At 37.1% G+C, this 23057-nt stretch carries 19 protein-coding genes and 4 tRNA genes; 13 read left to right on the top strand and 10 right to left on the bottom strand.

What is annotated here, in order from left to right:
• Positions 1-86: 86 nt before the first annotated feature.
• The 6 genes from ACTJIV_RS19030 to ACTJIV_RS19005 form a co-directional block, all read right to left on the bottom strand.
• Positions 87-620, bottom strand: coding sequence for a thioredoxin family protein (locus tag ACTJIV_RS19030; protein WP_223558409.1), 534 nt, complete (start codon positions 618-620; stop codon positions 87-89).
• Positions 621-661: 41 nt separating this feature from the next.
• Entirely contained in the window at positions 662-2173 is a 1512-nt protein-coding gene (locus tag ACTJIV_RS19025) for a peptide MFS transporter (protein ID WP_440629142.1), read from the bottom strand.
• Positions 2174-2194: 21 nt separating this feature from the next.
• Complete coding sequence (locus ACTJIV_RS19020; RefSeq protein WP_440629141.1) at positions 2195-3190, bottom strand: PDDEXK nuclease domain-containing protein; 996 nt, start codon at positions 3188-3190, stop codon at positions 2195-2197.
• Between the two features lie 58 nt (positions 3191-3248).
• On the bottom strand, positions 3249-5003 hold the full coding sequence (locus ACTJIV_RS19015) for a peptide MFS transporter (protein WP_440629140.1): 1755 nt from the start codon (positions 5001-5003) through the stop codon (positions 3249-3251).
• A gap of 132 nt (positions 5004-5135) precedes the next feature.
• Positions 5136-6791: a peptide MFS transporter gene (locus tag ACTJIV_RS19010; protein WP_440629139.1), complete on the bottom strand. Its 1656-nt coding sequence runs from the start codon at positions 6789-6791 to the stop codon at positions 5136-5138.
• Between the two features lie 143 nt (positions 6792-6934).
• On the bottom strand, positions 6935-9064 hold the full coding sequence (locus ACTJIV_RS19005; RefSeq protein WP_440629138.1) for a S9 family peptidase: 2130 nt from the start codon (positions 9062-9064) through the stop codon (positions 6935-6937).
• A gap of 121 nt (positions 9065-9185) precedes the next feature.
• Between ACTJIV_RS19005 and ACTJIV_RS19000 the strand changes: the two genes are divergently transcribed.
• Together ACTJIV_RS19000 and ACTJIV_RS18995 are read left to right on the top strand one after the other, a co-directional pair.
• Positions 9186-9659, top strand: coding sequence for a hypothetical protein (locus ACTJIV_RS19000; RefSeq protein ID WP_111959174.1), 474 nt, complete (start codon positions 9186-9188; stop codon positions 9657-9659).
• Between the two features lie 12 nt (positions 9660-9671).
• A complete protein-coding gene (locus tag ACTJIV_RS18995) occupies positions 9672-9857 on the top strand; it encodes a DUF6496 domain-containing protein (protein ID WP_111959176.1) in 186 nt (61 codons plus the stop codon).
• A gap of 78 nt (positions 9858-9935) precedes the next feature.
• Here the strand turns inward: ACTJIV_RS18995 and glgP are convergent, their stop codons facing one another.
• Positions 9936-11591 (bottom strand): alpha-glucan family phosphorylase, encoded by a 1656-nt coding sequence (gene glgP, locus ACTJIV_RS18990; protein WP_440629137.1) that lies wholly within the window; start codon positions 11589-11591, stop codon positions 9936-9938.
• Between the two features lie 203 nt (positions 11592-11794).
• On the opposite strand from glgP, the gene ACTJIV_RS18985 reads away from it, so the two are divergent.
• From ACTJIV_RS18985 to ACTJIV_RS18965, 5 genes are all read left to right on the top strand, one after another.
• Positions 11795-12592 carry a hypothetical protein gene (locus ACTJIV_RS18985; protein WP_111959311.1) on the top strand — a complete coding sequence of 266 codons (798 nt, stop codon included), beginning with the start codon at positions 11795-11797 and terminating at the stop codon, positions 12590-12592.
• 168 nt (positions 12593-12760) lie between these two features.
• Positions 12761-14869, top strand: a complete 2109-nt coding sequence (locus ACTJIV_RS18980; protein WP_440629136.1) for a T9SS type B sorting domain-containing protein — start codon at positions 12761-12763, stop codon at positions 14867-14869.
• 96 nt (positions 14870-14965) lie between these two features.
• The gene (locus ACTJIV_RS18975; RefSeq protein WP_440629135.1) at positions 14966-15553 is read left to right on the top strand and encodes a DUF1572 family protein; all 588 of its coding nucleotides are present in this window, start codon (positions 14966-14968) and stop codon (positions 15551-15553) included.
• Positions 15554-15623: 70 nt separating this feature from the next.
• Positions 15624-16970, top strand: a complete 1347-nt coding sequence (gene mtaB / locus ACTJIV_RS18970) for a tRNA (N(6)-L-threonylcarbamoyladenosine(37)-C(2))-methylthiotransferase MtaB (protein WP_223558421.1) — start codon at positions 15624-15626, stop codon at positions 16968-16970.
• A gap of 51 nt (positions 16971-17021) precedes the next feature.
• Positions 17022-18539: an FMN-binding glutamate synthase family protein gene (locus ACTJIV_RS18965; protein ID WP_111959186.1), complete on the top strand. Its 1518-nt coding sequence runs from the start codon at positions 17022-17024 to the stop codon at positions 18537-18539.
• A 72-nt stretch (positions 18540-18611) separates the two neighbouring features.
• Here the strand turns inward: ACTJIV_RS18965 and ACTJIV_RS18960 are convergent, their stop codons facing one another.
• On the bottom strand, positions 18612-19355 hold the full coding sequence (locus ACTJIV_RS18960) for a hypothetical protein (RefSeq protein WP_440629134.1): 744 nt from the start codon (positions 19353-19355) through the stop codon (positions 18612-18614).
• A gap of 55 nt (positions 19356-19410) precedes the next feature.
• Between ACTJIV_RS18960 and ACTJIV_RS18955 the strand changes: the two genes are divergently transcribed.
• Positions 19411-19851, top strand: a complete 441-nt coding sequence (locus ACTJIV_RS18955) for an RNA-binding S4 domain-containing protein (protein WP_111959190.1) — start codon at positions 19411-19413, stop codon at positions 19849-19851.
• 12 nt (positions 19852-19863) lie between these two features.
• On the opposite strand, the gene ACTJIV_RS18950 is transcribed toward ACTJIV_RS18955, so the two are convergent.
• On the bottom strand, positions 19864-20379 hold the full coding sequence (locus ACTJIV_RS18950; protein ID WP_111959192.1) for a shikimate kinase: 516 nt from the start codon (positions 20377-20379) through the stop codon (positions 19864-19866).
• A 114-nt stretch (positions 20380-20493) separates the two neighbouring features.
• Between ACTJIV_RS18950 and ACTJIV_RS18945 the strand changes: the two genes are divergently transcribed.
• The 4 genes from ACTJIV_RS18945 (at position 20494) to ACTJIV_RS18930 (ending at position 21082) form a co-directional block, all read left to right on the top strand.
• Positions 20494-20566: transfer RNA gene (locus ACTJIV_RS18945), tRNA-Lys, on the top strand.
• 37 nt (positions 20567-20603) lie between these two features.
• Positions 20604-20686 (top strand) — tRNA-Leu (locus ACTJIV_RS18940).
• Positions 20687-20760: 74 nt separating this feature from the next.
• Positions 20761-20833 (top strand) — tRNA-Lys (locus ACTJIV_RS18935).
• A gap of 176 nt (positions 20834-21009) precedes the next feature.
• Positions 21010-21082: transfer RNA gene (locus ACTJIV_RS18930), tRNA-Lys, on the top strand.
• A gap of 184 nt (positions 21083-21266) precedes the next feature.
• Here the strand turns inward: ACTJIV_RS18930 and panC are convergent.
• Positions 21267-22115 (bottom strand): pantoate--beta-alanine ligase, encoded by an 849-nt coding sequence (panC, locus tag ACTJIV_RS18925; RefSeq protein ID WP_336379731.1) that lies wholly within the window; start codon positions 22113-22115, stop codon positions 21267-21269.
• Positions 22116-22286: 171 nt separating this feature from the next.
• On the opposite strand from panC, the gene ACTJIV_RS18920 reads away from it, so the two are divergent.
• A complete protein-coding gene (locus tag ACTJIV_RS18920; protein ID WP_111959196.1) occupies positions 22287-23057 on the top strand; it encodes a glycogen/starch synthase in 771 nt (256 codons plus the stop codon).

Raw genomic sequence — 23057 nt, 5'->3', positions numbered from 1 at the left:
AGGCTTAAGATTAAAATTTTTTACCGAAAATATTGAGCTTAAAATCAAAAAAAGCGGCTCTCAATTTTTGAAAGCCGCTGTATAGTTTAATCTTTGATTTTGGATTTAAATTTTTTCTGGTAATCTTCCCACTGTTCCCTGGTACGGATCTTTTTGAAGAGATCTTTCGAAATAAATTCCAAATAAGGTTCAAGTTCTTTGGCCGACAATTCTCCCTGAAGGATTGTGATAGGTCCGCCTTTCTCGTCCAGAAATACAGTACTTGGAACAGCGCCGACGTTCATATATTGGGTGAATTCGTGCAAAGAATTCCTTCCTTTTTTATGTTCAGTATTATCATTGGAAAATGTTCTTCCGAAAACATCAATAGATTGTTTTTCTTCAGCATTAAATTTTACCGGATAGTAATTTTCATTTAAGATTTTGGCGATAATTTCGTGACCGTATGTTTTTTTATCCATGATTTTGCATGGCCCGCACCAGTCGGCATAAAAATCAATCAGGATTTTTTTTGGATTTTCTTTCTGAGCCTTTAAAGCTTCTTCAATAGTCATCCATTTTATCTGGGCAAAGCTAAAGCTTACTAAAAATAAGAGTATTATGCTTATAATTTTTTTCATAATTTGATATTTACGTAAAAATAAGCATAATATAGCTTATTCTATTTTACATCCTGCATTAATTTTTTTACGAACGGAGATATCAAAATTAATACCACACCGGCAATTACCGCGTATAATCCCAATTGTTTATATCCATCAGTATAAGTGATCAAAGCATCATAGTTAGTAGATCCCTCTTTTGCTGTAGCAAGTCCGGCACCGATAATCCCGGCAACATACTGTCCGTAAGCTGAGGCCAGGAACCACATTCCCATCATCATTCCCTGAAGGTTTTTGGTGGAAAGTTTAGTCATAATAGACAATCCTATTGGTGACAGGCATAATTCTCCAAGAGTGATGATCAATAATGCCAACGTGAAAAAATTCAGCGATGTTATTCCCTGAAGGTCCGCAAAAAGTCTTGTTGCAAATAAAACATAATACCCGATTCCCAGAAAAATAAATCCTAATCCAAATTTAACGATAGTATTGGGTTCAATTTTTCTTTTATTCAGCCATATCCATAGAAGCCCGATAAGCGGCGCAAGGAAAATAATAAAAAAGGCTCCTCCTGAGTTATTTACACCGTTCGGATCTAATCCAAGAAGGTCTTTATTCAGATTTTTAGCTGCAAAAATACTTAATGACCCACCACTTTGCTCGTAGATTCCCCAGAATAGGATCGAGAAAATAATGAAAACTAAAGCTGCCCAAAGTTTTTTACGCTCTGATGCGGTTACTTTTGACATTTCATAGAATAGGTAGATCAGTGTCAAAGGCCCTATGGTCCACATAAAATAATCTGTATATTCCGTTTTGGCAACCATCTTCATGATAATTGGTACGAAAATAAGAGATAAAATATAAACTCCATATTCTTTCCATTTTGGGATTGGAGCAGCTTTTACTTCTGCCAAAGGATGCCCTGGCTGAAGACCTATTGTTCCCATTCTTTTCTGAGTGAAAATGAAATTGATAAGGCTTATTACCATTACCACGGAGGCCAGACCGAAAGCGACGTTCCATCTCATGACTTCTGAAATAATACCGCTTAGAATTTCTCCTTTACCGATAGCGATGCATAAATAACCGCCCAATAAAGCTCCCAGATTGATTCCCGCGTAAAAAAGAGAAAAACCTGCATCTGCTCTTGAATCATTAGGTTTGTAAAGCTGTCCAACCATAGATGAAATATTCGGTTTGAAGAAACCTGTTCCTACCACAGTGAATGCAATTCCTAAGAAAAAGAATTTATGTGGATCAGTTGCCAGAATCAAGCTTCCAACGATCATCAGTAGCCCGCCCCAAAAGAGAGATTTCCTGAATCCGAGGATTTTATCTGCAAAAAGGCCGCCCACGAAAGTAAAGGCATATACGAATGCCTGGGTAGCGCCGTATTGAAGGTTAGCTTCTTTTTCATGGAAATTAAGCTGGGAGATCATAAAGAAAACCAGCATTCCGCGCATTCCGTAAAAACAGAAACGCTCCCACATTTCAGAGAAAAACAGGCTCCAGATCTGTCTGGGGTATTTTCCTTTGAAATTTTGTATTTCATCTAGAGTTAAGCTCATAATTGTATATGATTGTTTTAATTAGGGTTGTTTATTGTTGTTTTGGTCCAGTTCAAAACGGATTCTGTCCTGGTCTATGATTTCTTTTAATTCTTCTTCTTTTGGAAGGTAGAGGAGGTATTTGCTCGCAAAGAGATTGTTTTTGTCATTCAGAACGGAATATTTTACAATGGTTTCGTCTTTTTCTGAACACAGTAAAATTCCTATCGTCGGATTATCACCTTCTCCGCGTTTCAGATCATCATACATTCGTACATACATATCAATCTGTCCGATGTCCTGATGGGAGAGTTCTCCGGTTTTAAGGTCAATAATGACAAAGCATTTCAGAATATAATTGTAAAAAACAAGGTCGATATAAAAATCGGATGTATCTGTAGAAATATGCTGTTGTCTTGCTACAAAAGCAAATCCTTTCCCGAATTCCAGAAGAAACTTCTGAATATGATCAATGATGGCGGTTTCAATTTCTTTTTCAGAAAATTTTTGATCCGGTGTTAAACCTAAGAATTCAAAAATGTAAGGGTCTTTTAAAACACTGTGGATATTTTCTGTCGGGGATTTTTTATGTTCCAGAACTCTTTCGTAGGCAAGTGAATTGATTTGTCTTTTCAAATCCCGTACGTTCCAGTTATTTTGTACAGCTTCATTAAGATAATAGCTTCTTTTTGATTTATCATCCTGTCCGAAAAGTAATCTGTAATGAGACCAGCTCAATTGTAGAGACAATGTGTCAACAATTGGGAAAGCTGTGTAAAATTTGCGCATATTGGAAAGGTTTGTATAGTCGAAACCCTTTCCAAACTCCAGAGAAAGTTTTTTAGAAAGATTTTTTAAGGTTTTCTTTCCGTATTCGGCGCGTTCTTTTCCCTGCTGTTCATTTTCTACGATCAGTTTTCCGATCTGCCAGTAAGTGAGCAGTAAAGTAGAATTCGCGATCCGAAACACTTTTTCGCGCGACTGCCTAATAATTTCCTTTACGGATTGAAATAAAGAATCTTCGGAAATTTCCATCATACGAAAATAAAAAAAACCTCTGACTTTGCAGAGGTTTTGTTGTATTTTATTGATGCGGTTATTTTACACCGTGCATCATTTTCTTTAAGATTGGAGAGATCAAACCCAAAATAACAGCTGCGATACCACAAAGTACTACGAATACCATAAAGAATTCGAATAGGTTGTGGATCTCAAATCCTGCAAATGTAGGATTGTGCAATGGTAACTGAGCTTTCTCAAATGCTGCTGTCTGTTCAGCAGTCAACGTTACTTTTTTATCTAAAACGTCCTGAAGGTTTACGCCTATTTCCTGTGCTTTTGTGAATTTATCACCTGTAGCAGGGATAAGAGCTCCCAATGAACCTGCCAATGCATACCCTGCAGCATTGGAAATAAAGAATACTCCATATAATAATGATGCAAATCTTTTTGGAGCTAGTTTTCCTACCAATGAAAGACCGATTGGAGATAAGCAAAGCTCACCACAAGTCTGGATGAAATAAAGAAGCATTAGCCATTTGATTGCTAATAATCCTGAATTTCCAAGATCTTTTACGTTGTGTGCAATAATGAAGTAAGAAAGAGCAATTAATGCAAGACCCATTGCCTGCTTGAACGGAGATACGGGTTCTCTTCCTTTTGTTCTTAATTTATCCCATGTCAAACTGAATGGAACGGCTAACAGAACTACGAAGATACCGTTGAAGATCTGAACCATTGAAGGAGGCATATTCCATCCAAAAATGTTTCTGTCTGTCTGGTTGTCAGCAATAAATGTTAATGAAGATCCTGCCTGCTCGAAAGCTGCCCAGAAGAAAATGATAAAGAAGGATACAATATAAATTACCCAGATTCTCTGTCTTTCAATCTTGTTTTCTGCAGAACTCATGATCAGGAAAGCCAGGGAAATACCGGCCGCATAGATGAAAGGATAAATAATTCCTTTGATCAATTGCCCCATCTCTACGGCTTTAAATCCGAATTCTCCTACCAGTAAATATCGGAAAGCGAAGAATAAAACCACAAATATAACTCCGGTGATCCCTAAAGATAAACCTGAGAATTTAGCGGTCTGAGTTTCACCTTCTTCAAAGTCTGCACTTGTATTGTTCTTTGGCAATCCACCGATAGGTCTCCCTTCCGGATTTACCACATATTTATTTTTAAGGATAAAGAATGTTACGGTTCCAATAATCATTGCAATTGAAGCGGCTAAGAATCCCCATTTGAAAGCAAAAATATCTCTTACTCCTGTAGCTGCATCTTTCACATCTCCTACGTATGGGCAGATAAATTGTCCCAGGAATGCTCCGATGTTAATCCCCATATAGAAAATGGTAAATGCAGAGTCCAATTTGGATTTCTCCTGCTTAGGGTAAAGACTTCCCACCATTGAGGAAATATTCGGCTTGAAGAATCCATTACCGAAAATGATAATGAATAACGCCAGCCACATAATCATTTTGGAACTGCCCAGATCGGCAGAGAAAGTAGAGGCACTGATAAATAATAGAAACTGACCGATAGCCATTAGAGATCCACCGATTAAGATGGCATTTCTGTTTCCTATATATTTATCTGCAATAAATCCTCCCAAAAGAGGTGTTAAATAACATAAAGCTAAAAATCCACCGTAGATAATTGCTGCATCTGCTTCTTTTATTAATAAGGAATTTACCATGAAGAGCGTCAAAAGGGCTCTCATCCCATAAAAGTTGAAACGCTCCCACATTTCTGTTCCGAAAAGAACCCACAATCCTTTTGGATGCCTTGAATTCTTATTCTCTACAAACTCATCCGGTTTCGGACTTAATGCTTCAATATTATCCATTCTATTGTTAATTTTTGTTAAGACTGACAAATATAGTTTTTTTTGAGTTTTTGGCAAGGTTTTAATTTTATATTTAAATAAAAAAGCTGCAGAACGATGCTGCAGCTTGATATTCTTTATGATAAATGAGGATTAATGTCCTTTTTCCCTCATGATCTTATTCAATCTTTTTAACATTGACAGACCTAAAAGTGTCGCAAATATTAGCAAAGCAAAGTTAACCAGGAAATAATTCATCTTATTGTCGTAGCTGTACCACGTACTTGCCAGGATTCCTGAAAGCTTATTACCAACTGAGTTGGCTAAGAAGAAACCTCCCATCATTAATGCAGTAATTCTTGCCGGTGAAAGTTTTGAAACGAATGAGAGTCCCATTGGAGAAAGGCAGAGCTCCCCAACAGTAATTACTCCATAACCGGCAACCAGCCATAACGGTGAAACTTTTTCAGCCCCATTATCTCCTGTCATAACAGCGAGAACCATTACCAGGCATGATAATCCTGAGATAAATAATCCTAAAACAATTTTTGTAGGAGTAAGCGGTTCTTTTCCTTTTCTTCTTAATAAAGCCCAGAACCCTACAATGACAGGCGTTAAAGCAATTACCCAGAATGGATTGATAGACTGGAATAATTCCGTATTGTATAGATAGACTTTCGATTCCGGATTTCTTTCCAAGGCGGCACGCTGTTCAGCAGAGATATTTTTAAAATAGATATCCTTCCCGGTTTCTTTAATGGCTTTTCCGTCCTTGTCCTTTTGAGACTGGAATTGATTGTCATAAACCGGAACCTCTTTGTCTTCATAGCTTTTCCCCTCCACCATATAAATATCCTCGAGAGGTTTTTCCAGTGACGCAGGAACACTTCTGTCCGTATAATAATTGGCCCATCTTGTTAAAGCCGTACCATTCTGCTTAAAAACTGCCCAGAAGAACATACTGATTAGAAACACTGAAAGTAGAGCTCCGATTGATGGTTTCTCCTCTGGCTTAGCTTTAAAGTATAGTGAAGCATAAAAGTAGATCACAGGAATGCAGGCAAAAATAAAGGCGTCTGTACTGTCGCTTCCGAAGATATTTCCGGGAATGAACCATCCAATAGCTCCCACTGCAATGGCAGGGACAAAAACCTTAATTAAAATTTCAGAAAGCTTGGTATCTCCTTCTTCTACAGGCTTCATCTGTGCAGCATGGATATAGTGTTTTCTACCGATGGTAAAGATCACAAGACCAACAAGCATTCCTACTCCCGCAGTGATGAAAGCTTCGCCCCATCCGAATTTATTACGCATAAAAGCTGCAATAATATTACAGATAAATGCCCCGATATTGATCCCCATATAGAAAATATTATATCCGGAGTCTTTATTGGCTTTATAAGGTTCCTCAGAATAAAGGTTTCCTAACAGTGTGGAAATAGTGGGTTTAAAGAAGCCATTCCCAATGATGATTAATGCCAGAGAGCCATAAAAAAGAGGCAGCTCTTTGAAGACCCCCATTCCTATATATCCTGCAGCCATCAAAATTCCGCCCAGATAAATAGATTTAATATATCCTAAAACCCTGTCAGCCAAAAAACCTCCAAGGAACGGTGTTAAATAGGTCAAGGCGATGTATGTTCCGAAAATATCATCAGCCGTTTTGTCCGGAAGTCCAAGTCCTCCTGTTAGCCCGGTTGGCTCAATGACATAAAGAACAAAGATTCCAAGAATCAAATAATACCCGAAACGTTCCCACATTTCTGTGAAAAAGAGGAAGGGTAAGCCTTTAGGATGTTTAGTCTTCATATAATCAATTTTCAAATTTCCCAAAAATAAGTTTTTAATTTCAATTGATAAAATAAATAATCCAGGCAAAAATGATTAATGAAATAAATATAAAAACCTCTCAAAATACATTGAGAGGTTTGAAAAGTTTTATTTAAAAGGAATTATAAATTATTCAAAATAAAATCCGTCATTTTCTGATACAGCTGCGGTCTTGTCTGGCCCCCGTAAATTCCGTGGTTTTTATCAGGGTAAGCCATAAATTCAAACTGTTTTTTATTTTGAATTAAAGCTTCAGAGAATTCCATAGAGTTCTGGAAATGTACGTTATCATCAGCAGTTCCGTGGATCAGTAAGAATTTACCCTTTAATAGATTGGCATACTCTGTTGGAGAATTTTTGTCGTATCCGTCAGCGTTTTCCTGAGGGGTTCTCATGAATCTTTCCGTGTATACGGAATCATAATACCTCCAGTTGGTTACCGGTGCTACAGCGATTCCGGCTTTGAAAACATCTGCTCCTTTCGTCATTGCCAGACTGGTCATATAACCTCCGTAGCTCCATCCGAACATTCCGATTCTTGTCTTGTCAATATAAGACTGATTTCCGAACCATTTTGCCGCAGTAATCTGATCTTCAATTTCATATTTACCCATATTCATGTAGGTAACCTTCTTGAACTTAGCTCCTTTATAACCCGTTCCACGTCCGTCTACACAGGCAACGATATAACCTTTCTGCACCAAATGATTAAACCATAAAGCATTGCCATTGTCCCATGAATTCGCAACCTGCTGAGATCCGGGTCCGGAATACTGATACATAAACAGTGGATATTTTTTATTAGGATCAAAGTTTTTAGGTTTCATGATCCATGCATTCATCTGGTCGCCGGCGCCATTTGGAATGGTGATGAATTCTTTATCTGCAAAATTATCGGCCTTTAATTTCTGTAGCTGGTCGTTATTGTTCTGAAGTTCTTTTACCGTTTTACCGTTTCCGTCTTTTAAAACAAAAGTGTAAGGTCTTGCAGCAGTAGAAGATGTTTCAATGAAATAACTGTAGTTCTTACTGAAATTGGCAGAATTGTTTCCTTCCGCATTAGAAATAAGCTGGGATTTTCCGTTTTCAATATTTACTTTGGAAACGACTTTGTTGATGCTTCCTTTTTCAGTCGTCTGAACATAAATTTCCTTAGACTTCGGATTGAATCCATAATAATCGGTTACTTCCCAATTTCCCTTTGTTATTTGCTTTTTAAGCTTTCCATCCTTGTCATACCAGTATAAATGACGGTTACCGTCTCTTTCGGATGCCCAAAGGAAAGAATCATCGTCCAGGAATTCCAGAGTAGGGCTATCTGTATCGATCCATTTCTCATCCGTTTCTGTGAATAGTTTCTGAACGACTCCGGTTTTGGTATTCACCTTTAAAATATCGGACGCATTCTGAATTCTTTCAGAAGTCACCAGAACCATTTCGTCAGGCTTTGCCGTCTGAATGACATTGGGGATATAATAGTTTTTAAAAGAACTTAGGTTGATTGGCGTTGTTTTTCCCGTATCAAGACGGTACAGCTGGGCAGAAACTATAGAGTTTTTTTCTCCTGCTTTAGGATATTTGTAACGCATTTCCTCAGGATAAAGTTTTTTTCCATAGATCGGAATATAGATCTCCGGAACCTGGCTTTCATCAGATTTTACAAATACAATGGCATCCGAGTTCTTTGTCCATTCATATTGTCTTGCATGCCCGAATTCCTCTTCATATACCCAGTCTGCTAACCCGTTGATAATGGAATTTTTCTTACCGTCATTTGTAACCTGGGTAATTTTTCCTGAACTCAGGTCCTGATAGAATAAATTATTTTCAGCAATGAATGCTACTTTAGAGGCATCAGGAGAAAATCTGGGCTCCTGAACTGTTTTACCGTCATTCAGGCTGATTGTCTTACCTGATTTCAGATCTTTTACCTCAAACTTTCCAAGAAATGAATGTCTGTAGATGGGCTGGCTTTCTGTTAAAAGAAGAATTTTTGATTCATCATCAGAAAATTCATAGCTTTCAAATTTACCATCAACAATATTTCCTTCTTTTTGTGAAGTTTTGTAAGAGTATTTGGCAATTCCTGTCGGCTCAATGACCAGATAATTTTCTCCGTTCTTCATAGATGCTATACCGGCAATGCCTTTTCCGCGGTAATATCCTGAATATATTTTATCTAAAGTGATTTCCTGGGCAGACACATTATGGAATGCTACAGCCACGGTAAGAGTTAAGAGTAATTTTTTCATTTCTAATTTTAATGGATCTCAAAGATAATAATTTTATTAAATGCATAAAAAAGCTTTTTTAATACGGCTTTTGGCAAAAAAATTGAATGTATTATTATAACAATCAAATTAAATAATAATTATGGAAACGAATGCATACAACCAAAAACTGAACCGTTATGTTTTAGCCGATCAGATTGTTTATACAGGCTTTTCAAGCTTCAAAGATGCGGAAGACTGTGCCAACAAAAAAGGCGGGACTTTGGTAGAAGTTGGGTTTAAAGATGGGAATGATAATCCACAGATTACTAATGAAGCCGGCCTTATTGAGAAAAAACTTCACTATTATGTTTATGCTGGTGATGAATATAAATTTATTCATTCATCTGATCCCGGGTTCAGGAAATACGCAGATGAATTACAGAAAATAAAAGCAAAGATTCGCCAGGATGCACCGGACGAAAGATATCTGGCTAATTTTGAAATTGAAAATGCAGAAGATCCAATTATTGTGATTAAAAATGATCACTTTGAATCGGTAACCTCCAGAGAACGCTCAAAATATTTGAAGCACGCCGAAGTTTATGAACTAGGGGTATCCCTGCCAAAACCTTAAAAAATTTTTATCATGAGCAAAACCAAATATTCAGAAAAAGCTCAGGACAAAGTGGGAAAAGTCATGCACGAATTTAAAGAAGGAAAACTGAAGTCCTCTTCAGGAGAAAAGGTGACCAGCAAAAAACAGGCTGTGGCCATAGGAATTTCAGAAGCCAGAGAAAAAGGCTTGAAGGTGCCAAAGAAGAAAAAAGAATAACATCAATAAAAATTCCGTGAAAGTATTTTCACGGAATTTTATTATAAATCAGTTGATTGAACCTTTTTTACCTTTTATCTATTTGTAAAGTACTTTGTAATATTCATCTGCCATTCTATCACTGTTAAATTGGTGCTGAACATCATTCATAGCCTTATACTGAATTTTTCTCCATTGGTCCGGATTATCGTAATAAGCAGGCAGGATTTCGTTTTCAAGAATTTCGTACAGCTTATTCAGATCATAAGTATCCTGTTCGTAAATGCTCATATTTAAATAATCAGCTTTCGGAACAACAAACGAATTTTCTCCCGGTTCGGCAAATTCAGGGATCCATCCGTCATCGGTAGAAAGATTTACAGATCCGTTCATAGCAGCGGTCATTCCTGAAGTTCCAGAAGCTTCTCTCGGTACCCTCGGATTGTTGAGCCACAGATCTGAGCCCTGTTTCAGGGATTTACTTAAAGAAAGCTCATAGCCTGTAAGTACAGCCATATTTTTATGATTTTTACTTTCCTCTACCAAAGTATTAAAAGTAGAAATAGCGGAATAATCCATAGGATAAGGTTTCCCTGACCAGATAATCTGTACCGGATATTTTTGATTATTCAATAATCTGTAGAATCTTTCCTTATCATGAAGCAGTAAATCTGCACGTTTATACCCTGCAAATCTTCTTGCCCAGACAATAGTGAAAATGTTAGGATCAAATAGATTTCCGGTCTGATCTGCGACAATGGTGAACAGTCTTTTCTTTAAATGTTTTTTGCGGTAATCAAAAACAGTTGCATCGTTTTCATCTTTGGCATTATAAAGAGGCTTATCCGCCCAGTACTTAAATTCCTGTGCGTTGGTAATGGAAGTAATTTCGCAGATTCCAGGATATTTACTCCACATAGCTCTGGAAACCTCACCATGCAGCTTAGATACGCCGTTCGCCATTCTTGCCATTTTCAGAGCACATAGCGAGTGGTTGAAACGATCATCGTTTGCTCCTTCGATACTTTTTACCTCTTCCATGCTGAAACCGGAAAAGTAAGACATATCATAACATAGTTTCAGATTATGTTTTTCATTTCCCGCTTCTTCAGGAGTGTGGGTGGTAAAAACCAGTTTTTCTTTCACCCGGTTCAGATCTCCATTGTACTTTTTCAGCAGGTAAAATGCGGCTGGAAGTCCATGAGCCTCATTCAGATGATACACTTCTCTTTCAGCGTTCATCTCGTCCAGTAATTTAGCCCCTCCTTTTCCCAGCAAAATATACTGAGCCAGTTTTGTAGATTCGTTGGCATCGTATAATTTGTGGCAGATGGTTTTAGAAACGTGATCGTTTTCCGGCACATCTGTAGAAAGAAAAAACATGGGTGCCGTATTGAAAATTTCAGGATCAAGGTACCATACTTTTACCCAAACCGGGGCACTATGGATCTCGATCTGAAATTTGATTCCGGTATCCTCAAGAAAGCTGTACATCTTCCTTGTCCAGACCGGCTGAAGGGTCTGGTCATGATTTCTGGCCTGATCATAATAACCAAATTTCCAGAGAATTCCGATCCCGATAAGATCCTGTTTCAGGTTGTATGCACTTCTCATATGAGATCCTGCAAGGAATCCCAAACCACCCGAATATATTTTTAAAACCTGTTCAATGGCGAATTCCATCGAAAAATAGACGGCTTTTTTAGAATATTGTGGATTGATGCTGTAAGGTATTTTAAAATTTTTAAAATCCATATAAATCACAGTTTTATAATTTGAACGCTAAAGGTATTGATTATGAAAATAAACTTTACATTAATTATTTGATAAATTAATTTAAAAGTATCCTGTGAATAGTTTTTTTACTTACCTTTATTATGTAAATTTTTGAAAATCAAAAACTTCTAACGGTGAAACCAATATGGCATGTGTTCTTTGGTCACATAAAAAAATCACCTATGAAAAAGACATTTTCTGATGAAGATTTAATAAAGAATCTAAGCCTATACTATATGAACCGGCATTTGAAAAAAAAGCCGATGGAAAAGTATCACCGTAAAATAGACGAATCTCTTCTTCATGACCGAGAAAAATACAGAAAGAAATCTGAGATTCTATTGCTTAATTCGTTTATGCATCACTTTCCCGATGTCAAATTTGAAGACCTTACCTGCGAAAGTCCGGACTTTATCGCTAAACTCAACGACAAGAAGATTGGAATAGAACTGACCGAAGTGATCAATCATCTGGAAATGAAAAAAGTGGAAAGTACTTTAAATAAGATGTTCCGCCAGGCAGAAATATTATTAGAACAGGAAGACACCGCGAAATATCGTGGTGTTTATTTTTTAGAATTTTACCCGAATATTAAATTTGACAATATAGAACAGCAGGAGGAAAATATTCTCAGTATTTACAGAAGCATTAAAAAGAACAAACCTTTAGGCTGTGTGAAAGGGATGAGGAAATCTTTTCACCGCAGAAATGTTTTTATTACTCATGAATACAGCATGAACCTTTTTGATGAGCTTTGCTCAGAAAAGATCCTTGAGCTTATCGATAAGAAAAATGAAAAATTTCCCTATTACGATACGTCCGTAGATGAATGCTGGCTGGTAATTGTTTCGGACATGAACTCCATTGCCTCAAGATATACATTTATTCAGGACAAAGAGCATTTGAAGGAAGTGAAGAGTCCGTTTCATAAAATTTTCCATCTTGAAAATCTATGTGGAAATATTACAAGCATAAAATAGTTGGTATTTATTGTATGATATCATAATTATTATGTGTTTTTATTTGAAATAATTCAATATTTTTAAAAATCCATTGTTTGTGATTAAAATATAGGTATATTTGATCTATGTGTTGTCAATCAACATATGCGTGTGGTTTTCAAATCATTCACTAAAAACTATATATCTATGAAAAAACTTTTATTCCTTATTTTTTTAGGTATTTCTCAGGTATTTTTTGCGCAGGCAGACTGTTCAACCGCGCTTGCCGTCTGCGGAAATTCCAACATTACTTATAGTCCCACCGGATATGGCAATATTAAAGAATTGGTTAATTCAGGAAGTTGTATAGACGGAACTGGTGAACACAATTCAATCTGGTATAAAATAACGATTGCTACAGGAGGAACACTTACCTTCGATCTGGTTCCGAATAACCCGGATGCTGATTATGACTGGGCCATTTTCGGTCCTAATGTAAACTGTGGAGCTTTAGGGGCACCCATACGATGCAATGCTGCAACGGTTATAGGACCCGGACCGGCTACCGGCTTAAATATGACAAGTACCCTTATCAGTGCTGTCGGAGGCTCACTCACACCTTATTGTAAATATCTGGATGTTTTGCCGGGCCAGACTTATTATTTGTTTATTGACAACTGGGTGAGCAGTACCAGTACTACAACAGCACCGTTTTCTTTAACATGGGGTGGAACTGCAACATTGGCTTCCCCATTTACAGATCCGGCTTTACAGCCTTATCCTTTCATTCCTCCGGGAATTCCGGCTGCTAATCCGGCCGATCCAAAAGAAGTAATCATATGTGTAAATCCTGCTGTATTTGATTTTTCTACACTTTCTGCAGGAATTTTAAATGGAAATCCGAACTTTAGCGTAAGCTATCACACAAGTCAGAATGATGCGTTAACCGGAAATAATGGCATTACAGTTCCTACTACTGTAAATACAACATCTATTTATTATTACAGTATAGGCTATACAGATCCAACTAATCCAAACAGTCCGCTCAATAAATGTAAACAGATTGGAACATTTAAATTTAAGGACGGTAAAATCACGGCAAAAAATGCAACACTCACACAATGTAACAATAATAATGCGGGAACAGCAGTATTTGATCTTACAACAGCAGATGTTATTACAGATCCAACCGTGACCAAGAAATATTACAATACGCTTTCAGATCTGAATGCAGGTATCAATGAAATTACAAATCCGTCAGCATTTACTTCTGCGGAAGGAATCATTTTTGTCAAAGTGATTTCATCCTTCGGATGTACTGCTGTTGCACAGATAACATTGAAATTCTATCCGGTTGTTGTGGTAAATGATACTACATTAAGATCCTGTGCTATTGAAGGTAATCCGTCTACGGCATCTTTTAACCTTACAGTTGCATCGGTAACCTCTCAGACTGGGGCAGGTAAAAAATATTACCCCTCTGCAACGGACGCCGTGAATCAGACCAATGAAATTTTAACGCCTGCAGCATACATTGCTCCCAGCGGCGTGGTTTATGTGCGGGTTTTCAATGCACAGGGTTGCTATAACATAGCTAAAATCACACTAGTGGTTATTCCGCCGGTTTATTCCACTATTCTTAAAGATAAAGTTATTTGTGTAGAAGACAGAACAACTTTGGATGCAGGCCCGGGATTTAATGGTTATGAATGGAGCACAGGAGCAACTACGCAGACGATCACAAACGTTGGAGTAGGTACCTATTGGGTAAAACTTAAAACAGGAGATTGTACCGTGGTGCAGAACGTAAAAGTATATCCTTCTGAACAACCGGTTGTTTCAAGTATAGAAATTTCAAATACTACCGTTACGGTATTTGTGATAGGAGGAACGGCACCTTACAAATATTCCATGGATAATATAAACTGGCAGGATTCTAATGAATTCAGCAATGTTAAAAGAGGAGATGCTACCATATTTGTAAAAGATTCTTACGACTGTGATCCGATAGATATCAGTATTGTTGTCCCTAATCTTGTTAACGTGATTACACCAAATGGTGACGGTTACAATGATGTTATTGATTATTCTACCTTAGCCAATAAGAAAAATTTGGTAATGAATATTTTCGACCGCTATGGAAATATGATCTATCAGATCGATAAATCTACCGGCTATAAATGGGACGGAAGCAGTAGGGGCGGAGTGAAGGTACCTACCGGAAACTATTGGTATTCTGTAGGCTGGAATGAAAATGATAAAATGAACACTCCAATTAAATATTCAGGATGGATCGTAGTTAAAAACAGAGATTAAGCTTTTTAATAATAAACTATATAGATAAAACCATTTCGAAAGAGATGGTTTTGTCGTTAAAATAATTTTAAATTAGTCTGATCAATAACAGAAAAAATGAAGGATATTTTTGTAAAACGTTTTCAATATTATAAATCTCTCGGAGATAAATCATTCGGTCAGCTTTCTGATGAGCAGATGTTCTGGCAGTACAATGATGAAAGTAATTCCATTGCAGTCATTGTTAAACATATTGCCGGCAATATGCTTTCAAGGTGGACCAACTTTCTAACGGAAGACGGAGAAAAAGCCTGGCGCAATCGCGATGGAGAATTTATCAATACCTTTAAAACCAAACAGGAGGTTATTGATTTCTGGGAAAAGGGCTGGGAATGTTTTTTTGATGCTTTGAGCCAGATCAATGATGAAAATTTATATTCTACTATTTATATCAGGGGAGAAGGACATTTGGTCTTAGATGCAGTTTTGCGTCAGCTCGCCCATTATCCTTATCATATCGGGCAGATCGTTTCCATTGCGAAAATGATAAAAAATAATGACTGGAAAACGCTTTCTATTGAAAGAAATAAGTCTCAGGAGTTTAATGCCGGAATGAAAGATAAGTTTTCTCAACAAAAAGATGTTTCCAATTCATCTCCGGTATGCTTTCAAAACAGCCCTGAAGTAAGGGACGAATATAAATAATAGACTGAATCGATTTAGAATTATTATTAAAATTACTATCTTTGCACCCAGAAAATTCAGGAGTAAATAAATGTCTACTTTTCACGGAACTGCCGCATTTCATACACTCGGCTGCAAATTAAATTTTGCGGAAACATCTACTATTGCCCGTCAATTGACAGATGCTGGTTATGATAAAGTAAGTTTTGATGATAAAGCTGATGTCTATGTCATCAATACCTGTTCGGTAACTGAAAACGCAGACCGTGAATGCAAATTGCATGTAAAACGGGCAATGAAAGCCAATCCGGAAGGGCTGGTCGTTATTGTAGGATGCTATGCGCAGTTAAAGCCTGAAGAAATTTCACAGATCGATGGAGTAGATCTTGTTTTGGGAGCCAAAGAGAAATTCAATATCTTAAGCTACCTGGATGATTTGGAAAAATCGGAAAATGAAGGCATTGTACATTCTTGCGAAATTGAGGAAACTGATTTCTTTATCGGAAGCTACTCAATAGGGGACAGGACAAGAGCCTTTCTGAAAGTGCAGGACGGATGCGACTACAAATGTACGTACTGTACCATTCCACTGGCAAGAGGGATCTCACGATCAGATACTATTGAAAATGTTCTCAAAAACGCCAAAGAAATTGCCGAAAGAGACATCAAAGAAATCGTTCTTACAGGAGTTAATATCGGTGATTACGGTAAAGGTGAGTTCGGAAATAAAAGACACGAACATACTTTCCTGGACCTGATATCAGAGCTCGATAAAGTAGAAGGAATTGAAAGAATCCGTATTTCTTCCATAGAACCGAACCTTTTGAAAGACGAAAGTATTGATCTGGTTTCAAAAAGCAAAAGCTTTGTTCCCCACTTTCACATCCCGTTACAGTCCGGATGTGATGATCTACTGAAAAAAATGAAGCGCCGCTATCTTACCAAGCTGTATAATGACAGAGTCAATAAGATCCGCGAGGTAATGCCTGATGCAGCTATCGGTGTAGACGTTATTGTGGGATTTCCTGGTGAAACAGAGGAGAAATTCATGGAAACTTATAACTTCCTGAACGAACTTCCTATTACCTACCTTCACGTATTCACTTATTCCGAAAGAGAAAATACGGAAGCAGTCGGTATGGATGGAGTAGTGCCTATTCCTGAAAGAAAAAAACGTAATAAAATGCTGAGAATACTTTCTGAAAAGAAAAAAATGGCATTTTATCAGACTCAACTTGGAAAAACGCTTCCCGTTCTTTGGGAGCACGAAAATAAAGACGGTAAAATGTATGGCTTCACTGAAAACTATGTGAGAGTCCAGAAAGATTTTGATCCCGCATTCGTTAATCAGATTGAATTTCTAAATTTAGAAAAAATCCTGTCAGATGGCACGGTTTCTGTGCAGTCATCCTTCGAAAGTTTTTTAGCAAAAGCGTAGTCTCTTTGCAAAATTTCTACTAAATTTATTTTAACTTTAAATACTACATTCATGAGAGATAAGTTTTTATCTTGGGGAATTGTATTAGTAATTGCTACATGGGTCGTCGCATTACTGATCAGAGCGCATTACTGGATACCCATCCTGTTATCTGCCATTTATGCATTGGGTGTTTACAATGCTTACCAGTCGAAACACGCTATTTTGAGGAACTTCCCGGTACTGGGATACTTCAGATACTTTTTTGAAAGTATTTCACCCGAAATGCAGCAGTATTTCATAGAAAGGGAGACAGACGGAAAACCATTTCCCCGAAACCAGCGTTCTGCAGTATACAGACGAGCTAAAAACCTGAGTGATACAGTAGCTTTCGGAACACAGCTGGAAGTTAATCACCGAAAATATGAAGGAATCAAGCATTCTATTTATGCAAAATCGCCTGTGGAAGAGCTCCCAAGAGTATGGGTAGGAGGAGAGCAGTGTACGCAGCCTTACCATGCTTCCCTGTTCAATATTTCAGCAATGAGTTTTGGGGCATTAAGCGACAGGGCACAGATTTCTTTAAACAGAGGTGCAAAAAAAGGGAATTTTTATCATAACACCGGAGAAGGAGGTATTTCTCCCTATCATTTGGAAGGAGGAGATCTTTGCTGGCAAATTGGAACCGGATATTTTGGTTGCCGTGACGAGGAAGGAAAATTTAATCCTGAACTGTTTGAAAAGTACGCCACTCTCCCAAATGTAAAGATGGTTGAAATTAAGCTGTCCCAAGGGGCAAAGCCAGGACACGGAGGTGTACTTCCGGGTGTGAAAAACACACCGGAGATCGCAAAGATCCGTCACGTCACCCCAGGAATGACCGTTATTTCACCACCATCCCACAGCTCATTTTCTGATGCTGCAGGCCTGTTGAGGTTTGTACAGCAGCTGAGAGAACTTTCAGGAGGGAAACCAACTGGCTTTAAACTTTGTATTGGTGATACTAAAGAATTTGAGGACATCTGTGTACAGATGAATGTTTTAAAAATCTATCCTGATTTTATTACCATAGATGGGGCAGAAGGAGGAACAGGAGCTGCACCTCCGGAATTTTCAGATGGCGTGGGAATGCCTCTGGAACCAGCCCTGATTTTCGTTAACAGAACCCTTAATAATTATAATTTAAGAAGTAAGTTAAGAGTGATAGCCAGTGGAAAAGTACTGACAAGCTTGGATATCCTCAGAGCAATAGCTATGGGTGCGGATATGTGTAATAATGCAAGAGGATTTATGTTCTCGTTAGGATGCATACAGGCCTTAAGATGTAACAATAATAATTGCCCTACGGGAGTTGCCACTCAGGATAAAATGTTAGTTAAGGGACTTGATGTTACTGATAAAAGTGAAAGAGTATACCATTTCCATAAAAATACTCTGCATACCTGTAATGAGCTGATTGCGGCGGCAGGAAGAAGCTCTTATGAAGAAGTAGATGCCACTATGTTCATGAGAGGAGACGAGTTTGATCATCTGGCTGATTTATATTTCCCGGATATCTTAGGAAATGTGAAACAAAAAGCGAGATCTTAGTAAATATATAAAAAATAAAAACCGCCTTCATCTGAGGGCGGTTTTTTTATGTAAAATATATTGATCTTAATATTATTGTCCTGCAGGTCTGTCAGCTCTTCCATAAACCTGGAAATTAAATATCATAGAATAATTTCTTAAAGAGTATTGCGTGCTGTAAGGATAATGTGGATCTCTTGCGAAGGCAGCTCTTGACGGTACTAATATAACACCTTGAAGATTATATGGATTTCCGCTTGGGAGGTTTTTAAAAGCTTTGAATTTCTGAATAGCTTCACGGAAGCCTTCAATTTCATAATAACTTCTTTGCTGTGCTACCCCCGTTGTTGCATTTTCTAGGATACTCTTTTTAGCATAGTAGAACAACGGATCAATCATTGGAAGTCCATTACCATTAATTGTATTTACCAATGTTAAACTGGAGATGAAAGAAACATTTCCATCAGTATTTCCTGCTAAATAAGCATTGGCTCTTACCATAAGCGTAAGAATATCAGATTCTCCGATAGTTTGTGGCTCAACTGTTGGTTGCGCCCCTTCTCTCACAATGTATATGGTCCCGGAAGGAAGTGTTTGATACGGCAGATCTATTAATTTTTTTTCATTGTCATCACTAGTATCTGTTGTGCTGAAAGCTTTTATATTTCCCTGGGCGTCCAGATAATTTTCGCTCATAAACTTCTTAATAGCCTGATCGTCATAACTGTTCTGAACGGAGATGTCTTCCGGTTCTTTATAAGTTTCAACTTCATCATCTTTCTTACATGCAGAAAAACATAAAGATCCCGTAAGGATATATAAAAATATTTTTTTCATTTCAAAAAACTTTAATTACTTTACAAATAATATAACGGCAAAAGTATAAAAAATTATGAGAATAGATAAATTTTTATGGTGCATTCGTTTTTATAAGACGAGAAGTATTGCAACAGAGGAAATTAAAAAGAACAGAGTTTCTATTGGAACATCTGCCGTAAAGTCGTCTAAAGAGGTAAAAGAGGGAGATGTTATCAAGATCCGCAAAAATCAAATCGATTATAAAATAAAAGTTACCCAGATCCCCAAAAGCAGGATGGGAGCAAAGCTTGTCCCTCTTCATATCCAGGATGTGACGGACAAAGAGCAGTATGAACTATTAAAGCTCCGCAAAATGTCGCAGGATTATTATAGAAATAAGGGCGAAGGAAGACCTACTAAAAAAGACAGACGCGAGATGGATGAATATGTAGGAAATGATATAGCCTCAGACTTTACAGATTGGGATGATTTCTTTGGAGAAACAGCAGATGGCCCCGAAGGAAATGAAGATTAAAATAAAAAAGCTCTAGAGATAGAGCTTTTCTACTATTTCCTGGACAATATCTTCAGGATCCCTAGAATCCGTATTAATGCTAAACTGTGCCTTGCTGTAAAAAGCATTTCTTTCAAATAAATGCTTGGCAATGAACTCAGGCAGATCTTCATCAGCAATGTTAGCTATTAAAGGCCTTTTTTCTTTCTGTTTGGAAAGTCTTTCGTATAAAGTACCTACAGAAGCTCTTAAAAAAATGCTTTTAGAGTTGAGGTTGATAATTTCCATATTATTATAATAAACCGGCGTTCCCCCTCCCAGACTTAAAACCAGGTTTTCTTCCGAAGCAAGAATTTCTTCCAATGCCTCTCTTTCCAGCTTTCTAAACTGAATTTCTCCCTTTTTTTCAAAAATCTCAGGAATGGTTAATTTATTTCTTCTGGAAATCTCTTTATCAAGGTCAATGAGTTTAAAATTTATTTTATCGCTTAAAATTTTGGAAATGTGAGATTTGCCACATCCCATGTATCCGATCAGTGAAATAACCATGAATTTTTTTTTAACAAATTTGCAAAAAAGTTTTGAGATAATGAAAAAACTCCTATCTTTGCACCACTGAAAACGAGGGACATTATTCAAATGTAAAATCGTTGCAAAGTGACCGACTCGGTAGCTCAGCTGGTAGAGCAATACACTTTTAATGTATGGGTCCTGGGTTCGAATCCCAGCCGGGTCACAAGCGAAAAAAATTACTAGATTTTTGTAATTTTATAGCCTGCGTGGTGAAATTGGTAGACACGCCATCTTGAGGGGGTGGTTTCCTAAGGATGTGCTGGTTCGAGTCCAGTCGCAGGCACTGCAAAGAAAACTTTATAATTAATGGTGAATAATTAAAAATTAATTTTATATTTATCATTATTAATTATGGCCGACTCGGTAGCTCAGCTGGTAGAGCAATACACTTTTAATGTATGGGTCCTGGGTTCGAATCCCAGCCGGGTCACAAGTTTACTGAAAAGTAAATTTTTTTCATATTAATATTTTGTGATTTGGTGTTTCAAAGGTCTCCGCAAGAGACCTTTGATTTTTTTATATAATCGTTTGCAGAAATTAAAAAAAATCATATCTTTGCACCTCTTAAAAACGATGGCATTTAATGCAGGTTGTTAGCAAGTGACCGACTCGGTAGCTCAGCTGGTAGAGCAATACACTTTTAATGTATGGGTCCTGGGTTCGAATCCCAGCCGGGTCACAAGTTTACTGAAAAGTAAATTTTTTTCATATTAATATTTTGTGATTTGGTGTTCAAAGGTCTCCGCAAGAGGCCTTTGATTTTTTTATATTCCATGATAAAAAGAAAAACTCTGATAAAGTAATCAGAGTTTGTGTTTTATAAATGAAATATGTTGAGTATTTTGTTGAACAAATGTTTAATATTAATCCATATGCATATTGTCAATTAATCTCACGCCATCTACTACAACTACGATAAATGCTCTGTAATTTCTGTCTTTATAGAAAAAATCAGTTTCTTTCAAGGTGTTTTCATCAGCGATCAAAAAATACTCTAACTTCATGCCCTGCTGATGGTCAAAGATATCTGTTACTCTTTCTTTTATTTCGGGAATAGTAATCACTCTGAACCAGTCATTTACTTTAACTAATGTCTGGTAAATAATTTTTGCCGCTTCTTTCCGGTCTTCGTGAAGTCTTTGGTTTCTCGAACTTAATGCTAATCCATTTTCTGCTCTGAAAATAGAAACGCCTGTAATTTTCACGGGAAGATGTTTCTTTTCAACCATTTTTTTGATAATGGCGAGCTGCTGGAAATCTTTTTCCCCGAAATAAGCATTGTCCGGCTGAATCTGTCTGAAAAGCTCTTCCACTACAGTTCCCACTCCATCAAAATGTCCGGGTCTGGATTTTCCCTCCATTTCATTTTCCAGTCCATCAAAATCATAATGCTGGCTTTCTGTTTTCTCTGGGTAAATATCAGCTACTTCAGGAATATAAACTGCATCTACTAATCCCGAATTTTCCAGGATAAGAATATCTCTGTTAATATCTCTTGGATATTTTTCCAGATCTTCCGGATTATTAAATTGGGTAGGATTTACAAAAACTGAAGAAATTACCAAATCATTATCTTTTCTGGCTTCCTCATAGAGTGAAAGATGACCTTTGTGAAGTGCTCCCATCGTAGGAGCAAACCCAATCTTCTTCCCCATTTCTTTCTGTCTTTCAATGAAATCCTGAAGGGTTTTCTTATTCTTTATAACTTCCATAGTTTATTTTAATGCTAATTCAAAAATACTAAAAATATCATATAATTATATGAGTTTTTAATAATTTGAAAATGGGAATTATCGTAAAAAAATGTTAATTAAAATAATGTTGAATGTTTTTTTGTAATTTTGCACATTAAAGCATTTTTACAAAAATATAGATAGAAATTTATGCCGAATCAAAAAATACTGTACATTACTACAGAGATGTATCCATATCAGGAAGACACGAATATGGCTGCATTGGTAAACAAAATGGCACTTAAGATGCACAATGAAGGCAATGATGTAAGAGTTTTTATGCCAAGATTTGGACAAATAAGTGAAAGAAAATTCCAACTTCATGAGGTAATCCGTCTTTCGGGAATGAATATTATCATCAATGACCTGGACCAGCCTTTAATTATTAAAGTAGCGTCTCTTCCGGGGGAAAGACTTCAGGTTTACTTTATTGATAACGAAGAATACTTCAAAAGAAAGCAATACTACGTAGATGACGAAGGAAATCCTTTTGATGATAACGATGAAAGAGCGATTTTCTTTGCAAGAGGTGTTATAGAAACCATCAAAAAACTAAACTGGGTACCGGACGTCATCCATTTGAACGGATGGATGTCTTCTTTTGTTCCAATTTATCTGAAAACTTATTACGAATCTGATACTTACTTCAAAGACGCCAAAATCGTTCTTTCTTTATACAATGAGAAAGACGCTGACCTGGATAAGAATATTGCTGAAAAATTGACATTCGATAATATTTCCGGATTAAAAGCGTTAGATAATCCGACAATCAAAAACTTTGTTATTGAAAGTATGAACTATGTTGACATGGTGGTAAAAGGAGATGAGTTTCTGGATGCAGACCTTGATAAAGGTTTCAACGAAACAGCAACTCCGAAATCCGAATATGTGGACGTAGATTCTATAAACCAACTTTATTAA

Source organism: Chryseobacterium sp. 22532, assembly GCF_052044665.1.
GTDB classification, from domain to species: domain Bacteria; phylum Bacteroidota; class Bacteroidia; order Flavobacteriales; family Weeksellaceae; genus Chryseobacterium; species Chryseobacterium lathyri.
Note: the sequence above shows the minus strand (reverse complement) of the source record. Positions and strands in the feature narration are given on the sequence as shown.

Excerpts from the sequence above, each read along its gene's own strand:
- ACTJIV_RS19030 (WP_223558409.1), bottom strand. The coding sequence starts at position 620 with ATGAAAAAAATTATAAGCATAATACTCTTATTTTTAGTAAGCTTTAGC.
- ACTJIV_RS19025 (WP_440629142.1), bottom strand. The coding sequence starts at position 2,173 with ATGAGCTTAACTCTAGATGAAATACAAAATTTCAAAGGAAAATACCCC.
- ACTJIV_RS19020 (WP_440629141.1), bottom strand. The coding sequence starts at position 3,190 with ATGATGGAAATTTCCGAAGATTCTTTATTTCAATCCGTAAAGGAAATT.
- ACTJIV_RS19015 (WP_440629140.1), bottom strand. The coding sequence starts at position 5,003 with ATGGATAATATTGAAGCATTAAGTCCGAAACCGGATGAGTTTGTAGAG.
- ACTJIV_RS19010 (WP_440629139.1), bottom strand. The coding sequence starts at position 6,791 with ATGAAGACTAAACATCCTAAAGGCTTACCCTTCCTCTTTTTCACAGAA.
- ACTJIV_RS19005 (WP_440629138.1), bottom strand. The coding sequence starts at position 9,064 with ATGAAAAAATTACTCTTAACTCTTACCGTGGCTGTAGCATTCCATAAT.
- ACTJIV_RS19000 (WP_111959174.1), top strand. The coding sequence starts at position 9,186 with ATGGAAACGAATGCATACAACCAAAAACTGAACCGTTATGTTTTAGCC.
- ACTJIV_RS18995 (WP_111959176.1), top strand. The coding sequence starts at position 9,672 with ATGAGCAAAACCAAATATTCAGAAAAAGCTCAGGACAAAGTGGGAAAA.
- glgP (WP_440629137.1), bottom strand. The coding sequence starts at position 11,591 with ATGGATTTTAAAAATTTTAAAATACCTTACAGCATCAATCCACAATAT.
- ACTJIV_RS18985 (WP_111959311.1), top strand. The coding sequence starts at position 11,795 with ATGAAAAAGACATTTTCTGATGAAGATTTAATAAAGAATCTAAGCCTA.
- ACTJIV_RS18980 (WP_440629136.1), top strand. The coding sequence starts at position 12,761 with ATGAAAAAACTTTTATTCCTTATTTTTTTAGGTATTTCTCAGGTATTT.
- ACTJIV_RS18975 (WP_440629135.1), top strand. The coding sequence starts at position 14,966 with ATGAAGGATATTTTTGTAAAACGTTTTCAATATTATAAATCTCTCGGA.
- mtaB (WP_223558421.1), top strand. The coding sequence starts at position 15,624 with ATGTCTACTTTTCACGGAACTGCCGCATTTCATACACTCGGCTGCAAA.
- ACTJIV_RS18965 (WP_111959186.1), top strand. The coding sequence starts at position 17,022 with ATGAGAGATAAGTTTTTATCTTGGGGAATTGTATTAGTAATTGCTACA.
- ACTJIV_RS18960 (WP_440629134.1), bottom strand. The coding sequence starts at position 19,355 with ATGAAAAAAATATTTTTATATATCCTTACGGGATCTTTATGTTTTTCT.
- ACTJIV_RS18955 (WP_111959190.1), top strand. The coding sequence starts at position 19,411 with ATGAGAATAGATAAATTTTTATGGTGCATTCGTTTTTATAAGACGAGA.
- ACTJIV_RS18950 (WP_111959192.1), bottom strand. The coding sequence starts at position 20,379 with ATGGTTATTTCACTGATCGGATACATGGGATGTGGCAAATCTCACATT.
- panC (WP_336379731.1), bottom strand. The coding sequence starts at position 22,115 with ATGGAAGTTATAAAGAATAAGAAAACCCTTCAGGATTTCATTGAAAGA.
- ACTJIV_RS18920 (WP_111959196.1), top strand. The coding sequence starts at position 22,287 with ATGCCGAATCAAAAAATACTGTACATTACTACAGAGATGTATCCATAT.